The sequence below is a fragment of the Halodesulfovibrio oceani subsp. galateae genome (assembly GCF_055397225.1).
In genome coordinates this window covers 696,593-718,880 of the sequence record NZ_AP042453.1, presented here as the reverse complement: position 1 = coordinate 718,880, position 22,288 = coordinate 696,593, and the positions used below count along the sequence as shown (strand labels likewise).

The window sequence follows — 22,288 nt, the reverse complement described above, 5'->3', positions numbered from 1 at the left end:
CCAAGCCTCTTACTTGCACCTTCCTCCACATTCTTAAAATAATCCCCGCATTCCGCACAGCGGTGATACCGCTCATCTGTATCCCCATTTGTTATTTCACCTTTTGTTTGACAAAGACTGCCATCACATAACACTATTCCCGATCAAACAACTAAGCTTTAGGACTTGCCTCAATGAAAGAAAAAGTCTCGCTGCTCCTGATCTTCCTGTTCGTTGTCACGCCGCTGGTCACTATTGCTTTTCTGCCTGCAAATTTGTGGGTTCTATTCAACATTGTGCTGTTCACCATCGTTATTGCCATAAGCTACAATATGGAAAACAAGGAGCACGCCCCAAGCCCGATTGCTCAAAGCGGTCTTATTGCGGGCATCCTGTGCTTTGAAACTCTGCTCTGGGGTTGCGGTAATTACATCTTCTCAAATCCGGCTATTTCCACCGTGACGCTGTGGCAAACAGTAGGTGTACTGGCTGCCAGCAGCCTCACAGCGGTTGCCTCTTTCACTATTCTTGGCAAAAGACTCGAACAAATCCAAAAAGAAGGCTAATTCGCCTAACCCCACTAAGCAGCCTCAACACTCTTGAAGCAGTGCCCGCATTTTGCGCATCTATGATACCTCTCACGCGAGTTTTGGTGCCAAGCTATACTTCGGGTCACCTTACACCTTTCAGCGCCGCAAACGGGACAAAAAGCACCATATCGAGAAGTATAGTCCACCGCCTTTGCTTTGCTCACTTCACGCATAATCTTGCGGAAGGTTTCCTTCGGGAGATTATGTAAGTCCGCTATACACTTCTTGTTATCTTGCATTTGGGTTAATCCTCCCCAGTCGTTTCATGCGACCGTTAAAGGCTTTTGTGGGTGTTTGCTGCGCTGGCGCTTCTGCTTTCGGCGTCGTTAGGTTCCAGTGTGGTTGATCCAGCGTTACAAGTGCTGGCATCCAGTCCGCGTGGGCGCACGCAGCGGCGTAAACTTCGCAATCCAGTAAGTGGTTGTTGGCACTTTTAGCGCGCCATACAACGGCTCCGTTCTCTTTTTCCACCCGCTCTTCTGCTGTCAGCTGGGTGAAGTATCGCTCGTCTGTGTCCTTGTGCAGCCACATGGGCTGCCGTGCGTTTTCACCAACTCGTGCTGAAAAAATCGTGTCCTTCAGGTCGTTGGTATCCAGCGTGTACAAACCTATTTTGTCCTGCCCTGCTGCTGCATCAAGCGGGTTCAGCTGCATGCGTGATGCGCGAACTGTTAGCTGCTGCGTTCTGGATGCCCCTTTGATGCCGGTAACAACGTTGTCAGGAAAACCGCGACTCGGAAGTGTTACAAGCCAGTTCTTAACTTCGTCAGTTTTCGACCAGCCTTCTATCTCCGTTTCACCACCGCCAATGTCGATGCCTGCGCGCCAAATCGGATAACGCACGTTCGTGCGACTCACATGCGGGAACGTGGTGTTGAACAGCAGCTCTTCCACGTCTTCCCAAGTATCAAGCCAGCCGTACTGAATCAGGAAAGATTCGCGAGTCCGCAACCAACCGCGCACCGTAAACCAAAAGCCCGCCATCTGCATATCAATGCCGCAGGTCAGGGCAAGCACACCTTCCGGCACAACCATCGAGTCACACTCTGGGCGCACCATTTTGCGCAGCACGTCCGCATCAGTCTGCACAGCCTGCACCTTGTACGGCATGGCTTTGTGGTCGTTGTCATACTTGCGCAGCAATTTGGGATCGCCGCTGTTGTACGACTTGAACCAGTCCGAAACCACCTTGGAAAGTTTGGTAAAAGGAGAAATCCAACTCGGCAGGTGGTAGCCCACCTTTGTCGGCCTCTCTATCTCACGCTCGGCGTACATATCGCCGCCGCGTACTGCCAGATCACGCATGTGGTCGTTCCACAACGCGCCGCACTTTTCGCACCGGTAACGGGCTAAATCCTGAACAAGAATACGCTGCGGGTCGCTTATGGTTTCCATTTTCCCTTCACAATGCGGGCAGGTTTCAGCATCCGGAAAGCCCTGCCAGCCGCAGCCCTTGCACAAACGCGGCACCACAATATTTTTATCCGTCATAATCTGCAGGTGTCCGCAAAGCTCGATAGGACAACGCGCCCGCACTTGGTAAATTACCTGCGCGTCATGCTTCAGGCCGCGCCAGATGGAAGAGGTTTTTTCATTTCCGCGAGGTTTGGAATAGCGCATGGTCTTAGCTTCATCCCCGTAAGAGATCTGCCGCTCCATCATGGTCTGCACTGCATACGGTGCATACGCGTCTTCTTCATCCAAACCGAGATCACGCATGGTCACGGAAGACATGGAAGCTTCAGAGTGCGAATACATGCCGTAAATGGTGGAGCCTTTAAACCGAACCTGCCCCTTGTTCACGGTTTCGCCGTCGGAAAGCATTCTGCGCAGCTGACTGGAAGCAAGAATGTGCTTTGCAATCTTCTCATCCATCACGCGCTTTAAGTTTTCTCTATCCGGCATACCAAGCCCCGCAGGAGCTGGGGAACGGTACTGATTTGCAAGCAGGCAGTCATAGGCTATGGAAGTTTTAGCAACCTGTGATGTGCCGCAAATGATGATTTCGCGAATCTCCGGCCTGTCCCACATGTCCATGATGTGCTTTGCCCAGGGAATTATGTCGTGCCTAAAGTTCTGCCCTTTGAAGGGGCCTGTAACGAGAAAGAAATGCTTGCGGGAAAAGTCATACGTAGAAAGCCATTCCCGCACTACAAGCACTTGTTTTTCCCCTTCGCGTAGCTCAAATGGTGGCGGTAGGTAAGTCATTACGCGGCCTCCTTCGGTAAAACCCAATACTGGGCAAGAATCGCGGTAAGTGTCGCTTCCACTGCTTCCGGATCAATGTCAGCACCCAGCAGCTCAAGCACATCTTCCGCAGCTTCACGGCTGGCATCTTCGCGGTTCAGTTCAAATTCTTCCCATGCCTCGCGCATTTCTTCCGTAAACCACTGCCCGCTTCCAAACTTGCTAAGCGCTTCAGTCAAACCTTTGCGGAACAAGTCCACAAGCTCCGCCTTGCGGGAAAACATGTGCTGAGAAAGAGCATCCGCGTGGGCTTTGTCACCATGCACCAGTTCAAGAACTCGCAACGCTTGCTCCGGATCACCGCCAAGCATGGCAAGAATGGTGTCTGCTTCTGCCACAAGCCAAGAGCTTAAGAACAGCTTGATGGAAAGCCAGCGGTCAGCAAGTTCGCGCTCTACCGTCACGGTCTGGGTGTACAGGCCGCGCTCACGCATAAAGGCAAAATGCTCGCGCCGCTCTTTCATCTCCATGCCGCTAATCTGGCGTTGCAGCTTTTGCTCATGCAGCCCCGGAGTAACTTTTTCTTCTGCCGGCAGTTCCGGTTCCGGAGTCGGGTCGGCCTTCTTCGCAAGGTGAGCTCGAGCAAACTGGTCAACGGTACGCTGGGCAAAGCCGCCCTTTCTGCGTTCCACAAGCTTGCGCTCATCAATGGCCTTGCGCAGGGTGTTGTAGGCAACCTTCCAGCCTTGCGCTTTCAAATACGTGTGAACCTGATTCACGTTTTCAAAAAATTCGCCTGCCATTTATGCTGCCTCCTTCCCTGTGGTCTGTCCTGCCGCGCCCGCAACAGAAGCTTCTCGCAATTTTTTTTCTCTCAATCTCTCAACCCGTCTCAAAACATTGCTCGGTAATCCTGCTGAAAACCAATCCCAAACAGAAAGCCCGCTCCGTGGCAGATCGCCTGCATCCTTGCCCGCCGCTTTCGGCACTGGCCAGCGAACAGAGTGCGGATATTCCACCTGCCAAGAAAACTGCCCGTGCGCGGTCGGGTCAAACTTCCAGCTGTTTTTCAGCCCTGCAGGGTCTGCATCCATCGCGTTCACAACAAGCTCTGCCTCAAGCAAAAGTTTGTGCGCTCCTTCGTCCGGCCTATTGGAAGCACCGCCTATTGCCATTACGCTCACGCCAAAGTGTCCAAGCTCCTGCCAGATCAAAATCGCATCGCGCACCGTTTCCACAATCACCCAAACTTTGGAATCATACCTGCCAAAAACGTAGTACTGGGAACTTGCACCAGTAAGCTGGAGATAGCTCGGCAAATTATCCGTTCCGGCATTCTCGCAGCGAATGTGCATACGCGCTATGCGGTACTGCTTCCCGTCGCTACGGTAGCCGCAAAACACAAACCCTTTCGGCAAACGTATGCATCGCTCGTTGCCTTTAGCGTTCAGCTGCAACGGCAAACCCCAGTGGGTAAACTTGCGGTATGCTATTTCGCCATGCTCACCTGCTGCAGCAAACCAGCCAATCTTGGCTGCCTTGGCAACCGCCGGAGTAATGCCCCATTCTTTCAAGCGGGCAAGCTGCTCCGAATTACGCTGCAAGGCATCCACGCACTCGTCCACAAACTCCTGCGCCTTCAGGCTCCACCGTTCCGGCGGCATATCGTGCGCCTTTGGTTCCCACTTTGGCTGCTCTGTAGCCACAAGGGCTTTGCGCTCCTTGGGCATAAAATGCACAGAGTCGTCCAGATACGTGGAAACAAACTCGCGGAACCCATCGCCGTCGTCACAAGCGCGACCGTTCACAGCGTTAAAAATTCCCACCAGATCTGCCCAGTCACCGCAGCTGTAGCACCTGCCCACGTCCTCGGTCGGGTCGTAGAAGAATGCCCCGCCCGGGGTTTCTTCCGTGTGAAACGGACAATTCGCCGGAATCTTGCCGTTCTGCAGCGGCTTATCGTCCACCAGAATACTTCGGGCTATTCGTTCCCTGTCCGCAAAATGAAGCTGCTTAGCAACGCCCATATAAAACTCCTTTCCAACGCCCCCACAGGGGCTTTCCGCCAAACTAGAAAGTGAGATCTACTTCCCTGAGAAACTCTGTCGGCTCCAAACTCTGATGTTCAGGGGAGTTTTCGGCTCAAAAGTAGAAAAAAAGACTTTTCTTGAACCGACAGACTTTTTCAAAAAACTATATCTTCTATTTTTTTCTTTCTTTTCCTTTTTTTCTTTTTTCTTCTCTTCTTTCTTTCTTCTTCTATAAATCTATAAAAAAGAAAAAAAGAAAGAGAATATAAGGAGTTAAGGGAAAAGAAATCTTATAGAAAGCCTCAGAATTACAACGTCTTTCTAGTGCTTTCACGCCATTACGACTTTTCGCTAAAGAACTCAGGACGTAGGCTAATGCCATGAAAGAAAGCATAATTAGTTGTTTTCTTTGTAATTCCTTGACGCCGAACGAGGTCTGACACAAAACTGCTGAAGACTGGAATCGCTTTTTCCGGCTTATCCGTTTCTTGCGCACAAAACGCCTTAAAAGCGCTATAAAGTGGCTTAACTTGGTTCTTTTGCTTTTCGCCCAAAATGCATCTCATTTTGATAAATTCACCAATAACATCAGCATCTTCAATGTACTCTTTGGTGTATCTCAGCACTTCTTCAGGAGGTGTTAAATCCATGCCATTTAGGTACATTCTTGCCCCATTTACGACATAAGAGAGGATCGCCGGACCAGCCATTTTTAGCTGTTTTTCAATGACATTCATGGGTTTTCCCATGTAAATATGTTTTTCCTCATCAACCATTTTTGTGTCGTTCACAAAACGCGCTGTGAACGGAATTATGCGTAAACGATCCATAAAAGCATGGTCGCCGCCATGCGCTCTCGGAATGTAGTTGGTGTGCAAAAACAGCTTGCAAGGCATGCGGATCTCAGTCGGCGCTTCATACAACCCACGCACAACTGTAGCGTCAGAACCCGTAACAAGTTTGATTCTATCCATGCTGAATTTACTGCCTTTTTTAGCTTCACTGGCTACAGCCATTCGCTTATTCCGAAGGGCAATCCAAAACGGATCTTCGTTGTTCAGCATCTTTCCTTCCAACAACAATTCTGTGCGTAACGTAGCCGCGTAATCGCCCAGAACGTCACACATGGCGTTAAAGAACATAGACTTGCCATTGTTCCCCAACGGGCCAAATGCAGCGTAAAATTCCTTATGCGTAAGAAGCCCCGTCGCCGCGTAGCCTATGACCTTTTGCACGTAAGACATCAGGCCATCCGAGCCGCAAAGCAGCTTCTCCACCATGTCGTCAAAGAAGGGATCTCGGGCATGCAATCCCACATACGGATACGGCGATCTCTGGCGGATAAACATCTTAGGATCTGGCGGATAGAGCTTGCCTGTTTCCAGATCCACATAGCCGTTCTGTGCTGCCAATAACGTTGGATATTTGTCCCACTCTTCTCCGGACATCGCCATGGATTCTTCTCCTACTACTGCTGTACGCATCACCGATGTTCGGCGCGAGCTGCCGCGTAAAGATTTCGCTCTGGAAGTAAACGACTTATGCAATAACTTTGCTTCAGTAAGCTTGCCTTCTTCCACTGTTTTCGGGTTCTGCACCACCTTCCACTGCTTCTGGGCTGCCCCGTCGAAATGTTCGGCAAGGTTCATTACTTCCCTCCCGAACTCACTCACAGCATCAGGCCGCCACACACCGTCAAACATCCACCATTCTCCGGATTTTTTATCAAAGCAGTACTTGCCCTTGCTCCTGTTCAAAAGCATTTCAAGATCACCCAGCTCGTTCCTGTTCATGTAGTGTTTTAGTTGCTTCATGGAGTACGTTTTGAGCTTCTCTTCCTTAGGCGCTAAGCCCTGCCAAATGGCATACGAAGGTGGCGGCGTTTCCCGCTTCACATCAAGCTTGTCAGGAAACTTTTTGCGCGCTTCATCCCACGCGGCCTGCTCTTCATCCTTTACCTGTTGGGTGATCAGCGCACGCAGTTCCTCGCGCGTCATTTCGGACGGATGTTTGCCTTGAATATCAGGAGAGGTTGATTCTGGTTGCTTAGCCACGCCGCACCTCCATCTGGTGAATTGAAAGGAAAACCACATATTGCCTACATAAAGAAATGGGATATGCTCGGACGCTACTGTCTTGCGCCTCGACCAACCAGAGGGACAGAGCGCGCTGCTCACTCTTCCGAGCAGCGCGTGAAACAATCCGCTGGACGTAGCTCATCACAATCAGCACGGGCAATACTGTTAAGGCCCTAGCCAAGTGCACGCTTTTCACTTTTTCACTTTTTTCCCAGCCCACCATCCGTTCAAGCTTTGCGCTTCTGTGTACCCGTGTCCGACGAAAACGGTGAAAGTACCTACGCCCAATTTGGGGCATAATTAGCTCTGACTGGTGTCCATTAGAGTTTCCGCTGGGTCTTAGGAATGGGGGGAGGGGGAAAGAGAGGGACAGCACGGGCATAGCGTCAGGCGCTTCCCTACGGTCGCGACCGACGTGAAAGAAGGATGCCGCTAGCGCGGCGACAGATGTATAGATGCTGCTGAATGGATCTTGGTGAAGCGTCGTGCCTAGATACGAGGAGGGACAGGAGAGGGACAAAATGGGGACAGAACGCAAAAAAGGACCTGCACCACACCTGCTGGTGTGACGTAAGTCCTTGAAATCATATGGAGCCAACAATCGGAATTGAACCGACGACCTACTGATTACGAAACAGTTGCTCTACCGACTGAGCTATGTTGGCTTATGTGAGGAATGGTTTTTATCGCAACAGATTCTTTGGGTCAAGAGAAAGGTCTTTATATTTAGAGAGGATACTACTCACAAACATACTCACCACACACTTGGCAGCGCATTCCTGTTGAAGGTGGTGTGCGATCAACTACAATATGAATACGTCGTAATGAATTCGAAGTTTCTCCCGGAAGCAAAACATTTTCGATAACAAAACGATGTTATGTCTCGCACTGCTTGTCGAACCGCTGATGCTCATTTCCATTAGTCTCAATACCGCAGCCGTCGATTACTATAAACGCGGGCAATCTAGACAGCAAAACGTCTAATAACTATTGGGTCAGGAAATGTATCACTTTTCTCATATGCACTACTGCCATATCCGACAAAGTCCAACACACCTGCATAAAGAACAACCGCCTTTCCATATAAATCTGCTTTCTCGAACTGCTTTGCAATCGGCATCGTCTCTGTACAATCAAAAACTACGGCATCAACTTCACCAGTATAGTTAGTCGGTTCAGCCGTATAACAATCTGAATATGTGTCTATCTTTCCAATAGCATTTACTGAATCTGATTGAGATTTTGCCCACTGATATGCAGGATGCTCCTCTGCTATTTTTATGTGTAACGGTACAAGGTTCATATGTGTCTCTTCAACTGACTGTTGAAACCTAGAATTCGTATTTGCCTCGTCAAATAAGCTCTCAAATCAACACTTCTTCAATGTTTGCGCAAGGCTTCTTAACATTGCAGAATGCCCCAATCCCCATCACGTTTCTAGATAAACAGAAAACATTTGCTCACTGAAAAGAATCTACACGCTATCACATAGACCTAAACAAATCCTGCGTGGTACTCTTGCTCTACATTTGTATAGAAAGGAGAGTATTTCATGGCTAACCAAGATTATCCCGGTGTTTGTATGTCCTGCTCAAACAAAAGCTGCCAAGTTGTCGCCTCTGATATTGATGCAGTGCGTGAAAGAGTTAAGCACGACCCAATATCTGGATACACAAAAAATATCGTTAACAACCTCACCACGGCAATGAGCGACAAATTTGCTGATGATTATGAAGCATTCCTCGCATTTGATGTGATTAAAGCAGCAATCGTAATGGGTCTAAAAAACGGTCAAGTCATTGACCTTGGTGGATTCGGCGAATTTAAAGTTGATACCGTAAATGGCCAAAAAACTGTTACATTTAAGGCAGCACCAAGCCTTAACGCAGTTATTAAAGAATAACCCCTGCCTTGAGTCAGCATACAAAAAAAGGCGACATCATAATGATGCCGCCTTTTTCTATGTACTATTGTATGACCCCGAAAATCCATAAAAAAAAGCTGAATGTTCCAATAGGTACATTCAGCTTTTTATTTATTCAAAACGGACTTCTTTTTCACACAGGGCAAGAGGAGTAATTTTTGATACACGTTTTTCGTACGCAATCTTCGAGTTATAAATATGCCTACGCGCAAGATCGTTCAAGACCTCGAGATCTTTCTTCCTCAATGCATCAATAAACTCTAAATGCTCTTCACCCGACTGAATGATGTTTTCTCTTTTATCCCAAGCGGCAAAACGAGTGATATAAAGTTTAATGTGCAGATCGGTAATAATCTCGAGCAAAGGAATATTATCCGCACGTTTGTAGATAATATTATGAAACTCTGTGTTGAGCCTGCTCAATTCTTCAATACTTGCCGTGTCTACGCTATCAAGAAATTTTTGCGCAATGGTTTCTAGCCCCGCAAAGTCTTCTTCATGCATATTGTTCAAGGCAAGACTGTAAGCAAAACTTTCTAAATTAATGCGAATGTCAAACACGTCGCTGATTTCTTTCATAGAAAGACTCACAACACGTGCACCTTTGTATCGCTTAATTTCGATAAGTCCTTTGCTCTCAAGCACCTTGAAGGCATCACGAATTACGTGACGCTTAACAGAAAATCTATCTGCCATGTCTGTTTCGCCAAGACGCTCTCTTGGCAACAACTGACCCGAAAGAATTAAATCTTCCAAGTGGTCAGCAACACTCTGGCTAGGTGGACAGTCCTTCATACCAAATTCCTACCATTACTATCTTTTAGAATAACCACCATAAAAATGGCGGTCTGGATAATACCCAACTTTCCACAAAAGGAAAGAAGCTGAGTAAAGTATCTATCATCCTATGTCCAGCTATCGTACAATTGATGAATAACAACCTATACAACAAAATTGTTGACAATCTTGTCAAGCCCTGACAGAAATTTTTTAATGACCCGTTGTTTTTACCTTTTTATTGCGATCAAGGAGTGTGACTGTGCGTAAGATCTGTTCTCTCATCATCATTGCTGCGTTTTTGACCATGAGCATTCCTGCTATGGCTCAAAACAATAAACGTCTCATCATTGCAACCGCTACAACAGGTGGCACCTATTACCCTGTCGGTGTTGGCATCGGCACTCTCATTAGCCTAAAGCTTGCTAAAAATGACGGCATTACCGCTACTGCGATCAACTCCGCAGGTTCCGGTGAAAACATCGAAATGTTGAATAATAAAGAAGCCCATTTTGCAATCCTTCAATCACTGTTCGGATTTCAGGCATCCCGGGGTAAAGGGTTTTATCAGGGTAAGCCTGTAGACTCTTTCCGCTCCGTAACCATGCTATGGCCGAATGTTGAACACTTTGCCTTAATGAATGAATACGTAAAAACCGGAACAATTGCCGATATCGGCGCGCTCACCGAACGCTTTTCCATTGGCAAACGCGGAAGTGGCACAGAAGGCTCCGGACGTGCTCTCCTCAGTGTTCTTGGAATTGACCCAAGTAAGTTGAAACTCGAATTCCTTGGCTACACCCCTTCTACACAGGCAATGCTCGATAACCGCATCGCTGGCGCAAACATCCCTGCCGGTGTACCCGCCGCAGCGATAACTCAGCTCTTTGCCATGAGTCACGGAGACGCCACAGTTCTCGATTTCTCCGATGAACAACTCGCACGCATCCAGAAAGAATTCCCTATCTGGTACCGCTATGTCATCCCCGCAAAAACATACCCCGGTCAGGAAAAAGATATTCGTACTATCGCACAGCCTAACTTCTTAGCTGTACGTGCCGACCTTCCAGACGAAGTAGTCTACAAGGTTACCAAGACCATCTACGAAAACCTCAACTTCCTCGGTACAATCCACTCCGCTACCAAAAACATGAGCCTCGACAATGCTCTTTATGGCTTGCCTGTGGCACTGCACCCCGGTGCGGTTAAGTACTACCGTGAAGTCGGTATTGAAATTCCTGATCGCCTTATTTCCAAATAAGTTAAATGCCCCGCTAAAGGGTTTGGGGATGCCTCCTGCGGGAGGCATCATAGACAACAAAAGTTACTGACAACTAACGGTATAGAATAAGGTTCAGGTATGGGATTGTTTAGAAAGAAGGGAGTCAAAGCCACAGAAGACTCCGGTGAAGTAATGGTCAGCACACGCGAGCTAACAAGCCGCCCTGCTACTGTTTTTTACTGTCTATGTATTGCTGCAAGTGTGTTCCATGTACTCACTAACACGGTATGGTTAATGCCGGAGATTCAAAGAAATGCACTTCATTTTGCTTTCTTTGTTCCACTTGCTTTTATGATTTATCCGTTCAACTCCAAAAGTCTGGACAAGAAGCCATATCTGGATTGGTTTCTTGCAGTACTTAGCGTTGTCTGCGGACTCTATTTAGTATTTTTTGAGGATGCACTGCACGCCCGAAACGAGCAGATGATAGGCCTTGATATATTCTTTGCAGGACTGACGTTGCTACTCATGCTGGAGATCGCACGCCGCGCCGCAGGTAAAATTATCCCTCTGCTCGCTGTGTTTTTCCTGAGCTATGCCCTGTACTGGGGACAATTTCTTTCTGGCAACTGGAACTTCCCCGGAGTAACCACCTCGCGAGTACTGTACCGTATGTACTTTGCACCTGACGGAATTTTCGGCAGCATCGCAACAATCTCTGCATCGTATGTATTTTTGTTTGTGCTGTTCGGCTCGTTCCTTGTAAAATCCGGTGCTGGTGATTTCATCATTAAACTTGCCATTTCAATTGTCGGGCGTAGCGTTGGCGGCCCTGCTAAAATGGCGGTCTTTTCCAGTGGATTAATGGGTTCTGTTTCCGGCAGCGCGGTTGCAAACACCGTGAGCACAGGCTCCATTACTATTCCGATGATGAAGCGAACCGGTTTTAGTCCAAAATTTGCTGCTGCTGTAGAGGCTGCGGCAAGTACCGGCGGCCAGATTATGCCGCCGATTATGGGCGCTGGTGCTTTTGTAATGGCACAGTGGACGCAGATTTCTTACCTGAAAATTGTCGCCATCTCATTTATTCCGGCGATCCTGTATTTCGTCAGCGTAATCTTTTTTGTTCACTCCCGTGCCCGAAGTGAAGGGCTAAAACCAACTGCTGAAGAAGATATTCCACGTTTCTTTGAAGTCTTGAAAGAAGGCTGGCCGTTCTTTATTCCTATTGCCGTGCTCATCACACTTATGAGCATCGGCTACACACCGACCTATGCGGCTTGCTGCGCAATCGGTGCTATTGTCGGGGCTAGCTGGATGACGAAGAATCACCGTATGGGCTTGGCTGACATTGTTGATGCGTTGGCACTCGGCGGCAAAAACATGGTAGCCACAGCTATCATTTTACTTTGCTCCGGCGTAGTTATCGGCATCGTTCTGTTAGTAAGCCTTGGTGTAAAATTTTCTATGCTTATTTCAACAGTTGCAGGGGCAAGCCTACTGGTGACAATCGGACTCATTGGAGTCGCATCACTCATTTTAGGCATGGGGTTACCCGTAACCGCTTCATACATCATTCTGGCTACGTTGAGTGCACCGTTTCTGGTTAACCTCATCAAGCTCCGCTATGTACAGGCTGTTAACCCACAGTTCATTGAATCCATGGGACTGAGTCTCAACATGATCTCCGACCCGACAACCGCCGGAGCTTTGTTCGCCATCGTTAATTCACAGGTACCACCAGAGCACGCCACAATCTTTATGCTTGCAGCGCATCTGCTTATTTTCTGGTACTCACAATCTGCAAACGTTACCCCGCCAGTATGTCTAGCAGCATACACAGCTGCGGGTATTGCAAAGTCAGACCCGTTCCAAACTGGGATTCATGCATTCAAGCTGGCAAGCGGGCTCTTTATCATCCCGATTATGTTTGTGTATGAACCGGCAATTCTGTTCTTGGGCCCGTTATGGCAGACCATTTTAACTGTCGGGATTATCGTGTTGGCACTCTTCTGCACTGCAGTCTCGCTTGAAGGCGTATATATTCGTAGACTCCATCCGCTGCTTCGTCTTGCATTCGGCTGCACAGCTGTTCTGCTTTATGCCCTGCCGGAGCTTCAATGCTGGATTGGAGTAAGTATTTTTGCTACCCTCACAGCAATACTTAAGTACACGAAAGCATTCGACTTAGATGAGCAACCGGAAGAATCCGCGTTAACCGAAGCAGCATAGCAGGAAGATAATGACGTACCCTCTTTTCTACGACGTTGAACAAACATTTGAGACGTCCCAAATTAATAATATTGCAAAGACCGTGGATGCGGTCTTTGCTTCTTTTGATCGTTCTACAATAACACAAGGCGCAACGGTCGGAATAACTGTAGGTTCACGCGGGATAGATCGAATTGTTCCCCTGCTGCAAGCTGTCGTGTGCAATCTCAGTGCCCTTGGACTACGTCCATTCATTATCCCTTCAATGGGCTCACATGGTGGATCTACAGCGGAAGGACAAACAGCAATCCTCTCCAAGCTTGGCATTACGGAAGAATCCGCAGGTTGCCCAATTGTCTCTTCTGTAGAGACTGTGAGCTTAGGTGTTCTGGAAGAAGGCGCTGAAGTTTTCGTGGCGAAAGATGCGCTGGAAGCTGACTATATTTTTGTAATGAATCGCGTAAAACCCCACACCCTCTTTCATGGGGAAGTGGAGTCCGGTCTATGCAAGATGCTTGCAATTGGACTTGGTAAACCGCGCGGAGCTGACAATCTGCATAACTTTCCGCTGGAAACTGTTATTAAGCCAGCAGCACTGCGCATTTTGGAGCATATCAACCTGCTGGCAGGTCTTGCCGTCGTTGAGAATGCTGTAGAGAAACTACACAGTATAAAATTATGCACGAAAGAAGACGTCGTAAAAACAGATTCGTCTCTGCTTTCTGTATCCGCAGCCATTCTGCCGCGTATCCCTATTGATTCGCTTGACCTTCTCATCATTGATGAAATGGGAAAAAACATCAGCGGAACCGGTATGGACACTAACGTCATCGGCGCATGGCGTCGAATGGCAGGCGAACGCAAACCCGAATACAAAACTCTCGTAGTGTTGAATCTTACCCCGCAATCACAAGGTAACGCCCACGGTATCGGCATGGCTGACCTCATTCCCCAACGCCTTGCGGATTCCATAGATACCACTGCGACCTACGCAAACTCACTTACCACCGGTGTATGGGCAAGCGGACGATTACCGATCACTCTCCCCACAGACAAAGCCGTTATTGATGCTGCACTAGCAAAAGCTCCGAAACCAATACGGGCAGTGCGCATTACAAATACGCTCTCGCTACAACATTTTTGGGCAACAGAAGCTGTCCTTGATGATCTGGAATCAGCCGGAGTATCAACACACCGCACGAGAACTCATTCTCTCAAATTTAGTGATTCACACATTCTACAACAATTCTCGTAAGTTCTCGTCATCAGCGGATCTCACGACTTCGCTAACAGCTTTAATACTCAAACTAAGCCCTCTCTCTCTGCTATCATAGTGCAAGACACACTTAGCAGCAGCGTACCCAAGGCGCTAGAGCCAACGCTTCAGAAGCGACGCTGCCAAGGAGAGACACATGCTTCGAAAGATTAGTTTACTAGTCGGGTGCATTCTGCTGTTTGCTCTGTTAGGAGGGTGCACAGTTACCGCCGGAGGCGGCTACGGCTACTACGGTGGCTCTGGCTACTACTATCCATATGGCGGATATGGCTACAACAGCAACAACTACTATTACAGTAACCGAAACTACTATTACAACAAACATAATCACAACCGGAAATATAACCGACCTAGGAACAGAGGTCCCAATCGCGCCAAGTACCGCGGAAATAGAGGCTACAATCGTAGTAAGTACCGCGGTAATAGAGGCAGCAGCAGGCAAACGCGTGCTCGCGGTCGCTCGCGTGGTGGCAGCAGCCGCATGCGTGGTGGCAGCAGTCGTGGCGGCGGCCCAAGGCGTATGCGTGGAGGCGGTCGTGGTCGTGGTGGCGGCGGTCGTGGTCGACGATAAAATTTTATGTCCGCCAAATTCCTAAAGAGCAACAAGACCCTCTTTGTACACAGTACATTGAGGGTTTTTTCATTCTACATACTTCATGGCACGCTATGGGCATAAATAATTGTCATTTCGAACAATTTCCGTACGTATTACCATCATAAACACATTGAAATATCAGGAGACTAAGATGCCTGCAAAACGAATTCTTATGATCGTTGGTGATTTTGTGGAAGATTATGAGGTAATGGTTCCTTACCAGATGCTTTTGCTTGCCGGACATTTTGTCGATGTCGTTTCACCAGATAAAAACACTGGAGATTTTGTTGCCACAGCAATCCATGACTTTGAAGGGCACCAGACCTACACAGAAAAACGCGGTCACAACTTCCTGTTAAACAAAAATTTTGATGCCGTGGACGTTGAAGATTATGACGGGCTGATCCTTCCTGGTGGTCGTTCTCCTGAATACTTACGTCTTGATGCTCGGGTGCTCACAATTGTTCGCGCAATAAATGAAGCAAAAAAACCGCTAGGTGCTATATGTCATGGCCCGCAAATTCTTGTGGCAGCAAATATCCTCAAAGGCGTTTCCTGCTGCCCATATCCATCAGTTAATCCAGAAATTTTGCAATCCGGCGGTACATTGGAATTATTTAACGAAACCTATTCCAACGCCTGCGTCAGCGGAAACATTGTCACCGCTCCCGCTTGGCCTGCACATCCAGCTTTTATTAAGGCGTTCCTTGATCTGCTGGGAACAACAATTGAGCCATAATTCGCTTTTCAAAAAACAAAAACTGCACTGTTGCCTACGCGATTGTGCAGTTTTTTTTGTAACATCATCGACGTAACTTATACTTTCCTCACTACGTAACTATTTTATTGTATTCATTACCCAAATAGATTCAAAAAACGTAGAGAGGAACATATGCCCCTTCATAATCATAAAGTTAATATCGATGATCTCTTCACTTCAGAATCCATGGCTAAGCCCCTGAACGTACACCGCATCTCACGCAAAGAACGGAATCCGAAAGCCGTATACCAAATGATTCATGATGAACTGCTTCTTGACGGAAATGCACGTCAGAACATGGCAACCTTCTGTTCCACATGGCTCGAGCAAGAAGTTCATGAACTCATGCAAGAATGTATCGACAAGAACATGATCGATAAGGATGAATATCCGCAAACAGCAGAAATTGAATCACGTTGCATTTCTATGCTTTCAAATCTCTGGAATGCTGAAGAATGTGCAGACCCCGAAAAAACTCAATGCTCCCCTGCAATAGGCTGCTCCACGACTGGGTCAAGCGAAGCCGCCATGCTCGGTGGTATGGCACTAAAGTGGAACTGGAAGGCTCGCCGTCAATCAATCGGCAAATCCCACGACAAGCCCAATCTGGTTTGCGGTCCAGTACAGGTATGCTGGCACAAATTTGCCCGATACTGGGAAATAGAGCTTCGAGAACTTCCGATGCGAAAAGATAGCTATACGTCCTCTCCAGAAGACGTCATCGCTCACTGCGACGAAAACACCATAGGCGTAATTCAAACCCTCGGCACAACCTTCACCGGACACTACGAGCCAATTGAAGAGGTACATGCAGCCCTCGACAAGCTTCAGCAAGAGACAGGGCTCGACATCCCTATGCATATTGATGCTGCAAGTGGTGGATTTGTCGCCCCGTTCATGCATCCGGAAATTAAATGGGATTTCCGTCTCCCCCGCGTAAAATCGATCAACGCATCCGGTCACAAATTCGGACTCGCCCCCCTCGGCTGCGGCTGGGTCATCTGGGCAGCAAAACAAGATCTTCCAGAAGATCTCATCTTTCGCGTCAACTACCTAGGCGGACAAATGCCAACCTTCGCTCTAAACTTTTCCCGTCCCGGTGGCGAAGTAATAGCGCAGTACTACAACCTCCTCCGACTCGGCTACGAGGGGTACATAAAAGTACAAGAAGCAGCATTTGCAGCAGCAGAATATTTTGCCGCAGGGCTTGAGCAATTCGGCCTCTTCGTTTTCCTCAACAACAGTTCAAAGGGGCTCCCGCTCGTCTGCTGGAAATTTAAAGATGATGCCAATATGCCCTTCAGCCTTTACCAATTATCCGACGGCCTGCGTCAACGCGGTTGGCTCATACCAACGTACACTCTGCCGCCAAACTGCGAAGAGACCGTTGTACAGCGCATCGTAGTGAGGCACGGCACGTCTGTAGACATGCTCTGTCTGCTGCTCAAAGATTTTAAAGAAGTAATCGCGGAACTCATGGAGTCGCCGCCGTGTCATCCAGACAAGAAACACACATCGTTTAACCATTCCTAGTAGCGATGTGTTGTGATGTTGTTGCCTCCGGCGGGCAGGAGGGCTCCGCCCCCTACATCCCCCGCAAGGGGACTCGTCCCCTTAACCCCTATCAGGGCTGAGTTTTAGTAACGGAAACTAGTGTTCTTTCGGACGGATAAGGGCGTGTTTAATCATGGGAGCGCATAGCCGCGTAGAAACATATTCAACAAGATTCCCTCGCAATTAAAAGTTTTTGGAAGGGGGTCTGGGGGAGAACCTTGTTTCAACAAGGTTTCCCTCAGCCGCCGGAGGCAAGCCCCGCCCGTCGGAGACCCGCCAGAGGCAAATAAAAAACGCCGGAGTTGCCTCCGGCGTTTTTTGATCATAACTTGAATCAGGTTGCTGCTAAACTTTAGCGCCCTGAAGTTCTTCTGCGGTGAAGTCCCATTTCACGTTGTGTGGCGGGAGAGCTTCTTCGGTGAACCAGCGTGGGAGCTGATCGTCTTTATCGGTAAAGCCTGCACGACGGTTGAAGTCGAGTTCATCCTGAAGTGCGCCAACACCGAGGTTTACTACGTCATCTACGCTGTATTCGGAACCAAGAAGACCGGCAACGAGTTTCGCCATGCATGGTACACCGCGTTCGTCATCGAGAACAGCGAATGCTACGAAGAGACAAAGACCAAGGGAGTCAACAGCTGCTGTTGCAATCTGAAGGTTCTTGGAAGTCTCAACGTTACCTTCTTTGTTGTGACCATCAACATCGCCACCACATTTCAGAACGTTCTGACATACAGCGTAACCAGCAGTATGGTCAGCACCCATTGGTGTAGTTGCGTAGGTAACACCAACGCCTTTAACTGCACGCGGGTCATATGCTGGCATAGACTGGTTTTTAACGGTTGGAATACGGTCAACACCGAACGCTGCTGCGGTAAAGCCTGCGCCGTTACCAAGGATACGGCCTACAGGATCACCGGTACCAACTTTTCTGAGGTATTCGAGTGCTGCTGGTCCGTCGCCCCATGCGATGAGGCCGCCTTCCATTGCCATTGCAAGGGAGCTAGCCATTTCGATCGTATCCATGCCGATTTCGTCACAGGTACGGTCCATGGTTGCGATAAGGTCGAGATCGTCGATGAGAAGATGCGCGCCAAAGCCCCAAATGGTTTCGTATTCAAAACCGGTTGTGAGCATTTTGCCGTCTTTATCGTTGTACACCTGTGAACACTGGATAATACAACCTGTGTGACAACCATGAGAGACTTTACCTTCACGCTTGGTGATGGTGTCCGCAAGAGTTTCACCGGAAATTTTCTCAGCGTTTTCGAAACGACCGGTACGGAAGTTTTTAGTTGGCAGCGCACCTGCTTCGTTAACAATGTTAACGAGAATTGCGGTACCGTATGCAGGAAGTCCCTGACTAGTTACTGGGTGGCTGCGAAGGATGTCTGTCCACTCTTTACGAGCAGCTTTAAAGCCTTCTTCGTCGCCCATGAGAACTTTGCCTTTAACTTCATGGTCAAGAATAAGAGATTTAACTTTCTTGGAACCAAGTACAGCACCCATACCACCACGACCAGCAGAACGGGTAGGGAGCCCTTCTGGGTCGGAGAACTGGATGGTTGCAGCCTGCATACAATGTTCGCCAGCAGGACCACAGAGACAAGTAACAGCTTTTTTGCCGAACTCTTCCTGTAATTTTTCCTGTGCAGGATAGTTGTGCATGCCAACAATTTCTTTAGCAGAAGTAAATTTTACTTCGTCCTTAGAAATGAAAATATTGGTAAATTCTGAATCGTCTTCCGGCTTATCTTCGAGGATAATTGCCTGAAGGTCCATTTTACCCATCTGGTTAGCGAACTGGCCACCAGAGTTACTTTCTTTGATACCACCGGTAAGTGGAGATTTAGAGCCTACAGAAACACGGCCAGAGTTAGCAGCGTTGGTGCAAGCAAGAACACCGGAAGCAAAAACAAGCTTGTTTTCTGCGGAAAGTGCATGACAGTCAGCGGGAACTTCTTTGTTTACAACGCGGGAAGTAAGTGCACGGCCACCAAGACCTGCATACTCTCCAAGCTCTTCAAAAGCATATTCCTGAGTACGAGTATTAATTCTAAGAATTCTCATCTTTCAACTCCTTGTATTGCTCCGGTTTTCACCGGCAGATAAGTCCAGATAGGCTTATAGAAATAAGTCGAATTCAAGAATCTCTCAATCAGGGAAAAGTAGAAATGCAGTAAGGCTTTTCCTTAACATGTTTAATTTATTCAATATTGATTGAGTACTTAAACAGTCGTTAATCCACAACGAATTGCATACTTTGTGAGTTCTGCCACGCTTGTATATTTTGTTTTCTGCATAATCTGCCTACGGTGTGTTTCAACGGTCTTAGCACTGATACACAGCATCTCTGCTACTTCTTTGGTGCTATTGCCTTCTGCAATTAACTTAAGCACTTCGCTTTCTCTAGCAGATAACGCGACCTCTTCATCCTGAGGTTTACGCAGGGTACCTATGTAATCCATAACGACAGAGTCTCTAAGGGGTTGGCTTAGACAGATCTCGCCCTTCATTGCAGAACGCACAGCATGTGCTAACTCATCGAAACAGCAGTCTTTTAGCAAGAAACCATATGCATTGGTTTTCAAGATTTCTCGTACAAACTGTGTATCCTTATGCATCGACAAAGCGATTATGCGCGTATCAGGGAATTCCTGAGTAATTTTCTGCGCTGCGACAATACCATTCATACCCGGCATACTAATATCTGAAATAACCACATCAGGAAGCAACTTGGCGACCAGTTCCAACAACTCTACTCCACTGGCGGCCTTGCCTACAATTTCGATGTCTTTTTCGTCTTTAACCAGCGAGCAAAGACCTTCTAAAAAAACTTTGTGGTCATCTGCAATGACAACACGGATAGTCTTATCCATTGTATGTTCCTGTTGCTGCACTCATTTCCACATCCAGCGCGGGTGCAGTTTGTTTGAAAGGAATAAAGATGAGAACATTGCCGCCAATACAGTCGGATGTAAATGCTACATCCCCCCCGAGATGACGAACAGATTCCTGAATTGTGAGCAGCCCGAATCCTTTACGGAACCCTGCTTTTGATGTCCTGTCCGGAAATCCTTTGCCATTATCATGAACAGTAATAACAACGCCGTCTGAACGATTGCTAAATGCGATTGTGCAAGCCGAAGCACCAGAATGCTTTACCACGTTCGCCATAAGTTCCCTTACAATACGGAACGTCATAATCTTAAAGTCGCTACCCCATACGCTACATTCCATCTCGTCTTCCACTGCGAACGAAATGCTATGCTCTTTAGCGTATTTTTCACCAAGCCATTCAACCGCAGAAACAAGTCCCAATGCATACAACGTAGGAGGACTTAATTCCCACACGAGTGTCCGTGTCAACTCAATACCGCTTCCTAATTGCTCCATGCTGGAATCCAGCAATTCAAGCTCGTCGCCTTCCGATAAATAACGACGCAGCAAGTTAAGGCGCATCTTAACAATAGCTAAAATTTGACCAAGACTATCGTGTAATTCAACAGCAATTTTACGGCGCTGTTGCTCTTCAGACAAAGCAAGTCGAGTTGATAACACCCGAACAGCCTCGCGGTTACGTTTCTCTTCTGTAATATCGCGGGCAACCCAAACAATTTTCCGAGGTCCGCAACCACGTTGAGGCAACGCAAGCGCTCTCCCCTCAAGCCAATATTCTTTGCCTGCATGTTCTACACAGTATTCGATTACTTGTAGGCGCTTGCAATCAAGGCTTTTGAGTAACGGACGACGAATAGTATCCAAAAGCTTCTCATCGAAAAGCTCAGTCAGTTTTTTCCCCACAGGGTCTGTCGCATGGCAAAATTTCAACAAATCGTCTCTGGATGTAATGACATCAAGACAAACACAAAACTCATCAAAAACGTAATACACATTCTGTGAAGCATTAAAAATAGACTGCATCAACGACTTGTTACGCTGCAGAATATGAGCCTGCAATTTTGAATCTGCCAGCTCTAACAATAACGCTTTATTCTGTTCCAGTACCTCAGCCTGTTGCACTCGATGCAGCCAAGCCACTCCTCCCAACACCACAGCAAAAGTGCCGCATGCTAAAAGAAGCAAGCCCTGTTTACTCAACTCAACATCGAACAAGACACCCGCAGCAGCAATAGCAAAGCACAACGTTATGCCCGCTACGCATAACGCTTCAGCATATACACGATTTCTAACAGTACTTGGCAATTTGAAATTCTCCCTGTTACAGCGCACCTTATGCCACGCAAAACTAGCGCGAGCAAAAGAAATACTCTGTGCAGAACTCATACCGCGAATCAGAAACAAAAAAAAGAGCAGAGACTCTCACAGAAGGACAACGCTACTCATTGCCGCAACTCTATGAAATCATCTGCTCTTTCTATCATTCAATGTCAAAACAGCCAGACTTAAAGACTGCTACAGTCTTTCCAACACCCTGTCACAACGCAATTTTTTAAGGAAAAATGGCTGGTACCGTGAATACATAGTCACTATCTTTCAAAGGTGCATGGCATTTCACGCACCCTTGCACGTCTGCCTTGAAATCTTCCGGAAGCTCCAACTTTTCAGTCGCCCAAAAAGCGAAACCCCACCCAAGCGTATCCCCAAACTGCTCCGTATCTTTATACATCGTCGCAACACCAATAATCTCTGAAGGAACCCAAGATTCTTTCCAGGTAGGCAATCTGCGTTGACGCCACAACACCTTAACCAGCAACGTTCCTTCAGGCCAAGGATTGTACATCTTCTGACGGGCAGCTCGGATAGCCACATTGTTTCCAAGAATTACTCGAACAGATGCCCTGTCTTCCCGATGCGAGACGCTCAAAACTTTCCAGTCACGGTAATCTACAGGAAACGGCAGCTTGTTCGGTGCCATCCGAGGCGGCTTCCACTTATGTCGGTTACCGTCCCACGCATTAAACGCCTTTTCCCACTCTTCAAAGGTTGCGACTTCGTCTGAAGGCACTGACAAAGCCAATGCCGGACATGCCAACAAAACAGCAAGACACATCATCATCAAAATTTGTCGTATATTCTGCACGGACTCTCCCACAGGATTACTCTTTTCATACAAGGTGCTTTTCTTATTGTATTTTCTGAGT

At 47.8% G+C, this 22,288-nt stretch carries 18 protein-coding genes and 1 tRNA gene; 8 read left to right on the top strand and 11 right to left on the bottom strand.

The genetic code is table 11. The features are described 5' to 3' along the window. Positions 1-173: 173 nt before the first annotated feature. Complete coding sequence (locus ACZ5V1_RS03160; protein ID WP_464390563.1) at positions 174-545, top strand: hypothetical protein; 372 nt, start codon at positions 174-176, stop codon at positions 543-545. A gap of 252 nt (positions 546-797) precedes the next feature. Here ACZ5V1_RS03160 and ACZ5V1_RS03155 read toward each other — a convergent pair whose 3' ends face one another. From ACZ5V1_RS03155 to ACZ5V1_RS03130, 6 genes are all read right to left on the bottom strand, one after another. After that, complete coding sequence (locus tag ACZ5V1_RS03155) at positions 798-2,777, bottom strand: terminase gpA endonuclease subunit (protein WP_464390562.1); 1,980 nt, start codon at positions 2,775-2,777, stop codon at positions 798-800. Further along, positions 2,777-3,559, bottom strand: a complete 783-nt coding sequence (locus tag ACZ5V1_RS03150; protein WP_464390561.1) for a hypothetical protein — start codon at positions 3,557-3,559, stop codon at positions 2,777-2,779. Before ACZ5V1_RS03150 ends, ACZ5V1_RS03155 begins: the two co-directional genes overlap by 1 nt. Further along, positions 3,560-4,783 (bottom strand): hypothetical protein, encoded by a 1,224-nt coding sequence (locus tag ACZ5V1_RS03145; RefSeq protein ID WP_464390560.1) that lies wholly within the window; start codon positions 4,781-4,783, stop codon positions 3,560-3,562. Positions 4,784-5,124: 341 nt separating this feature from the next. Further along, positions 5,125-6,840, bottom strand: coding sequence for a DNA primase family protein (locus ACZ5V1_RS03140; protein WP_464390559.1), 1,716 nt, complete (start codon positions 6,838-6,840; stop codon positions 5,125-5,127). A gap of 613 nt (positions 6,841-7,453) precedes the next feature. Then, positions 7,454-7,529, bottom strand: a tRNA-Thr gene (locus ACZ5V1_RS03135). Positions 7,530-7,828: 299 nt separating this feature from the next. After that, entirely contained in the window at positions 7,829-8,167 is a 339-nt protein-coding gene (locus tag ACZ5V1_RS03130; RefSeq protein WP_464390558.1) for a hypothetical protein, read from the bottom strand. A gap of 249 nt (positions 8,168-8,416) precedes the next feature. On the opposite strand from ACZ5V1_RS03130, the gene ACZ5V1_RS03125 reads away from it, so the two are divergent. After that, a complete protein-coding gene (locus tag ACZ5V1_RS03125; protein ID WP_464390557.1) occupies positions 8,417-8,767 on the top strand; it encodes a hypothetical protein in 351 nt (116 codons plus the stop codon). A gap of 132 nt (positions 8,768-8,899) precedes the next feature. Here the strand turns inward: ACZ5V1_RS03125 and ACZ5V1_RS03120 are convergent, their stop codons facing one another. Further along, positions 8,900-9,583 carry a GntR family transcriptional regulator gene (locus ACZ5V1_RS03120; RefSeq protein ID WP_464390556.1) on the bottom strand — a complete coding sequence of 228 codons (684 nt, stop codon included), beginning with the start codon at positions 9,581-9,583 and terminating at the stop codon, positions 8,900-8,902. A 244-nt stretch (positions 9,584-9,827) separates the two neighbouring features. Here ACZ5V1_RS03120 and ACZ5V1_RS03115 point away from each other — a divergent pair, with 244 nt between their 5' ends. The 6 genes from ACZ5V1_RS03115 (at position 9,828) to ACZ5V1_RS03090 (ending at position 17,162) form a co-directional block, all read left to right on the top strand. Next, complete coding sequence (locus ACZ5V1_RS03115) at positions 9,828-10,826, top strand: TAXI family TRAP transporter solute-binding subunit (RefSeq protein WP_464390555.1); 999 nt, start codon at positions 9,828-9,830, stop codon at positions 10,824-10,826. Between the two features lie 99 nt (positions 10,827-10,925). Further along, positions 10,926-13,019 (top strand): TRAP transporter permease, encoded by a 2,094-nt coding sequence (locus ACZ5V1_RS03110; RefSeq protein ID WP_464390554.1) that lies wholly within the window; start codon positions 10,926-10,928, stop codon positions 13,017-13,019. Between the two features lie 10 nt (positions 13,020-13,029). Further along, positions 13,030-14,253, top strand: coding sequence for a nickel pincer cofactor-dependent isomerase, group 22 (locus ACZ5V1_RS03105; protein ID WP_464390553.1), 1,224 nt, complete (start codon positions 13,030-13,032; stop codon positions 14,251-14,253). Between the two features lie 157 nt (positions 14,254-14,410). Further along, the gene (locus ACZ5V1_RS03100) at positions 14,411-14,845 is read left to right on the top strand and encodes a hypothetical protein (RefSeq protein ID WP_464390552.1); all 435 of its coding nucleotides are present in this window, start codon (positions 14,411-14,413) and stop codon (positions 14,843-14,845) included. Between the two features lie 175 nt (positions 14,846-15,020). Next, a complete protein-coding gene (locus ACZ5V1_RS03095) occupies positions 15,021-15,608 on the top strand; it encodes a DJ-1/PfpI family protein (RefSeq protein ID WP_464390551.1) in 588 nt (195 codons plus the stop codon). A 153-nt stretch (positions 15,609-15,761) separates the two neighbouring features. Continuing rightward, on the top strand, positions 15,762-17,162 hold the full coding sequence (locus ACZ5V1_RS03090) for a glutamate decarboxylase (RefSeq protein WP_464390550.1): 1,401 nt from the start codon (positions 15,762-15,764) through the stop codon (positions 17,160-17,162). A gap of 366 nt (positions 17,163-17,528) precedes the next feature. On the opposite strand, the gene ACZ5V1_RS03085 is transcribed toward ACZ5V1_RS03090, so the two are convergent. The 4 genes from ACZ5V1_RS03085 to ACZ5V1_RS03070 all read right to left on the bottom strand — a co-directional run bounded on the left by ACZ5V1_RS03085 (position 17,529) and on the right by ACZ5V1_RS03070 (position 22,227). Then, on the bottom strand, positions 17,529-19,253 hold the full coding sequence (locus tag ACZ5V1_RS03085) for an aldehyde ferredoxin oxidoreductase family protein (protein ID WP_464390549.1): 1,725 nt from the start codon (positions 19,251-19,253) through the stop codon (positions 17,529-17,531). 158 nt (positions 19,254-19,411) lie between these two features. Continuing rightward, complete coding sequence (locus ACZ5V1_RS03080; protein ID WP_464390548.1) at positions 19,412-20,062, bottom strand: response regulator; 651 nt, start codon at positions 20,060-20,062, stop codon at positions 19,412-19,414. Continuing rightward, the gene (locus tag ACZ5V1_RS03075) at positions 20,055-21,389 is read right to left on the bottom strand and encodes a PAS domain-containing sensor histidine kinase (RefSeq protein ID WP_464390547.1); all 1,335 of its coding nucleotides are present in this window, start codon (positions 21,387-21,389) and stop codon (positions 20,055-20,057) included. The genes ACZ5V1_RS03080 and ACZ5V1_RS03075 overlap by 8 nt, the downstream gene beginning before the upstream one ends. Positions 21,390-21,636: 247 nt before the next feature. Further along, positions 21,637-22,227, bottom strand: coding sequence for a cytochrome P460 family protein (locus tag ACZ5V1_RS03070; RefSeq protein WP_464390546.1), 591 nt, complete (start codon positions 22,225-22,227; stop codon positions 21,637-21,639). Positions 22,228-22,288: the final 61 nt, after the last annotated feature.

Excerpts from the sequence above, each read along its gene's own strand:
- ACZ5V1_RS03160 (WP_464390563.1), top strand. The coding sequence starts at position 174 with ATGAAAGAAAAAGTCTCGCTGCTCCTGATCTTCCTGTTCGTTGTCACG.
- ACZ5V1_RS03155 (WP_464390562.1), bottom strand. The coding sequence starts at position 2,777 with ATGACTTACCTACCGCCACCATTTGAGCTACGCGAAGGGGAAAAACAA.
- ACZ5V1_RS03150 (WP_464390561.1), bottom strand. The coding sequence starts at position 3,559 with ATGGCAGGCGAATTTTTTGAAAACGTGAATCAGGTTCACACGTATTTG.
- ACZ5V1_RS03145 (WP_464390560.1), bottom strand. The coding sequence starts at position 4,783 with ATGGGCGTTGCTAAGCAGCTTCATTTTGCGGACAGGGAACGAATAGCC.
- ACZ5V1_RS03130 (WP_464390558.1), bottom strand. The coding sequence starts at position 8,167 with ATGAACCTTGTACCGTTACACATAAAAATAGCAGAGGAGCATCCTGCA.
- ACZ5V1_RS03125 (WP_464390557.1), top strand. The coding sequence starts at position 8,417 with ATGGCTAACCAAGATTATCCCGGTGTTTGTATGTCCTGCTCAAACAAA.
- ACZ5V1_RS03120 (WP_464390556.1), bottom strand. The coding sequence starts at position 9,583 with ATGAAGGACTGTCCACCTAGCCAGAGTGTTGCTGACCACTTGGAAGAT.
- ACZ5V1_RS03110 (WP_464390554.1), top strand. The coding sequence starts at position 10,926 with ATGGGATTGTTTAGAAAGAAGGGAGTCAAAGCCACAGAAGACTCCGGT.
- ACZ5V1_RS03105 (WP_464390553.1), top strand. The coding sequence starts at position 13,030 with ATGACGTACCCTCTTTTCTACGACGTTGAACAAACATTTGAGACGTCC.
- ACZ5V1_RS03100 (WP_464390552.1), top strand. The coding sequence starts at position 14,411 with ATGCTTCGAAAGATTAGTTTACTAGTCGGGTGCATTCTGCTGTTTGCT.
- ACZ5V1_RS03095 (WP_464390551.1), top strand. The coding sequence starts at position 15,021 with ATGCCTGCAAAACGAATTCTTATGATCGTTGGTGATTTTGTGGAAGAT.
- ACZ5V1_RS03090 (WP_464390550.1), top strand. The coding sequence starts at position 15,762 with ATGCCCCTTCATAATCATAAAGTTAATATCGATGATCTCTTCACTTCA.
- ACZ5V1_RS03085 (WP_464390549.1), bottom strand. The coding sequence starts at position 19,253 with ATGAGAATTCTTAGAATTAATACTCGTACTCAGGAATATGCTTTTGAA.
- ACZ5V1_RS03080 (WP_464390548.1), bottom strand. The coding sequence starts at position 20,062 with ATGGATAAGACTATCCGTGTTGTCATTGCAGATGACCACAAAGTTTTT.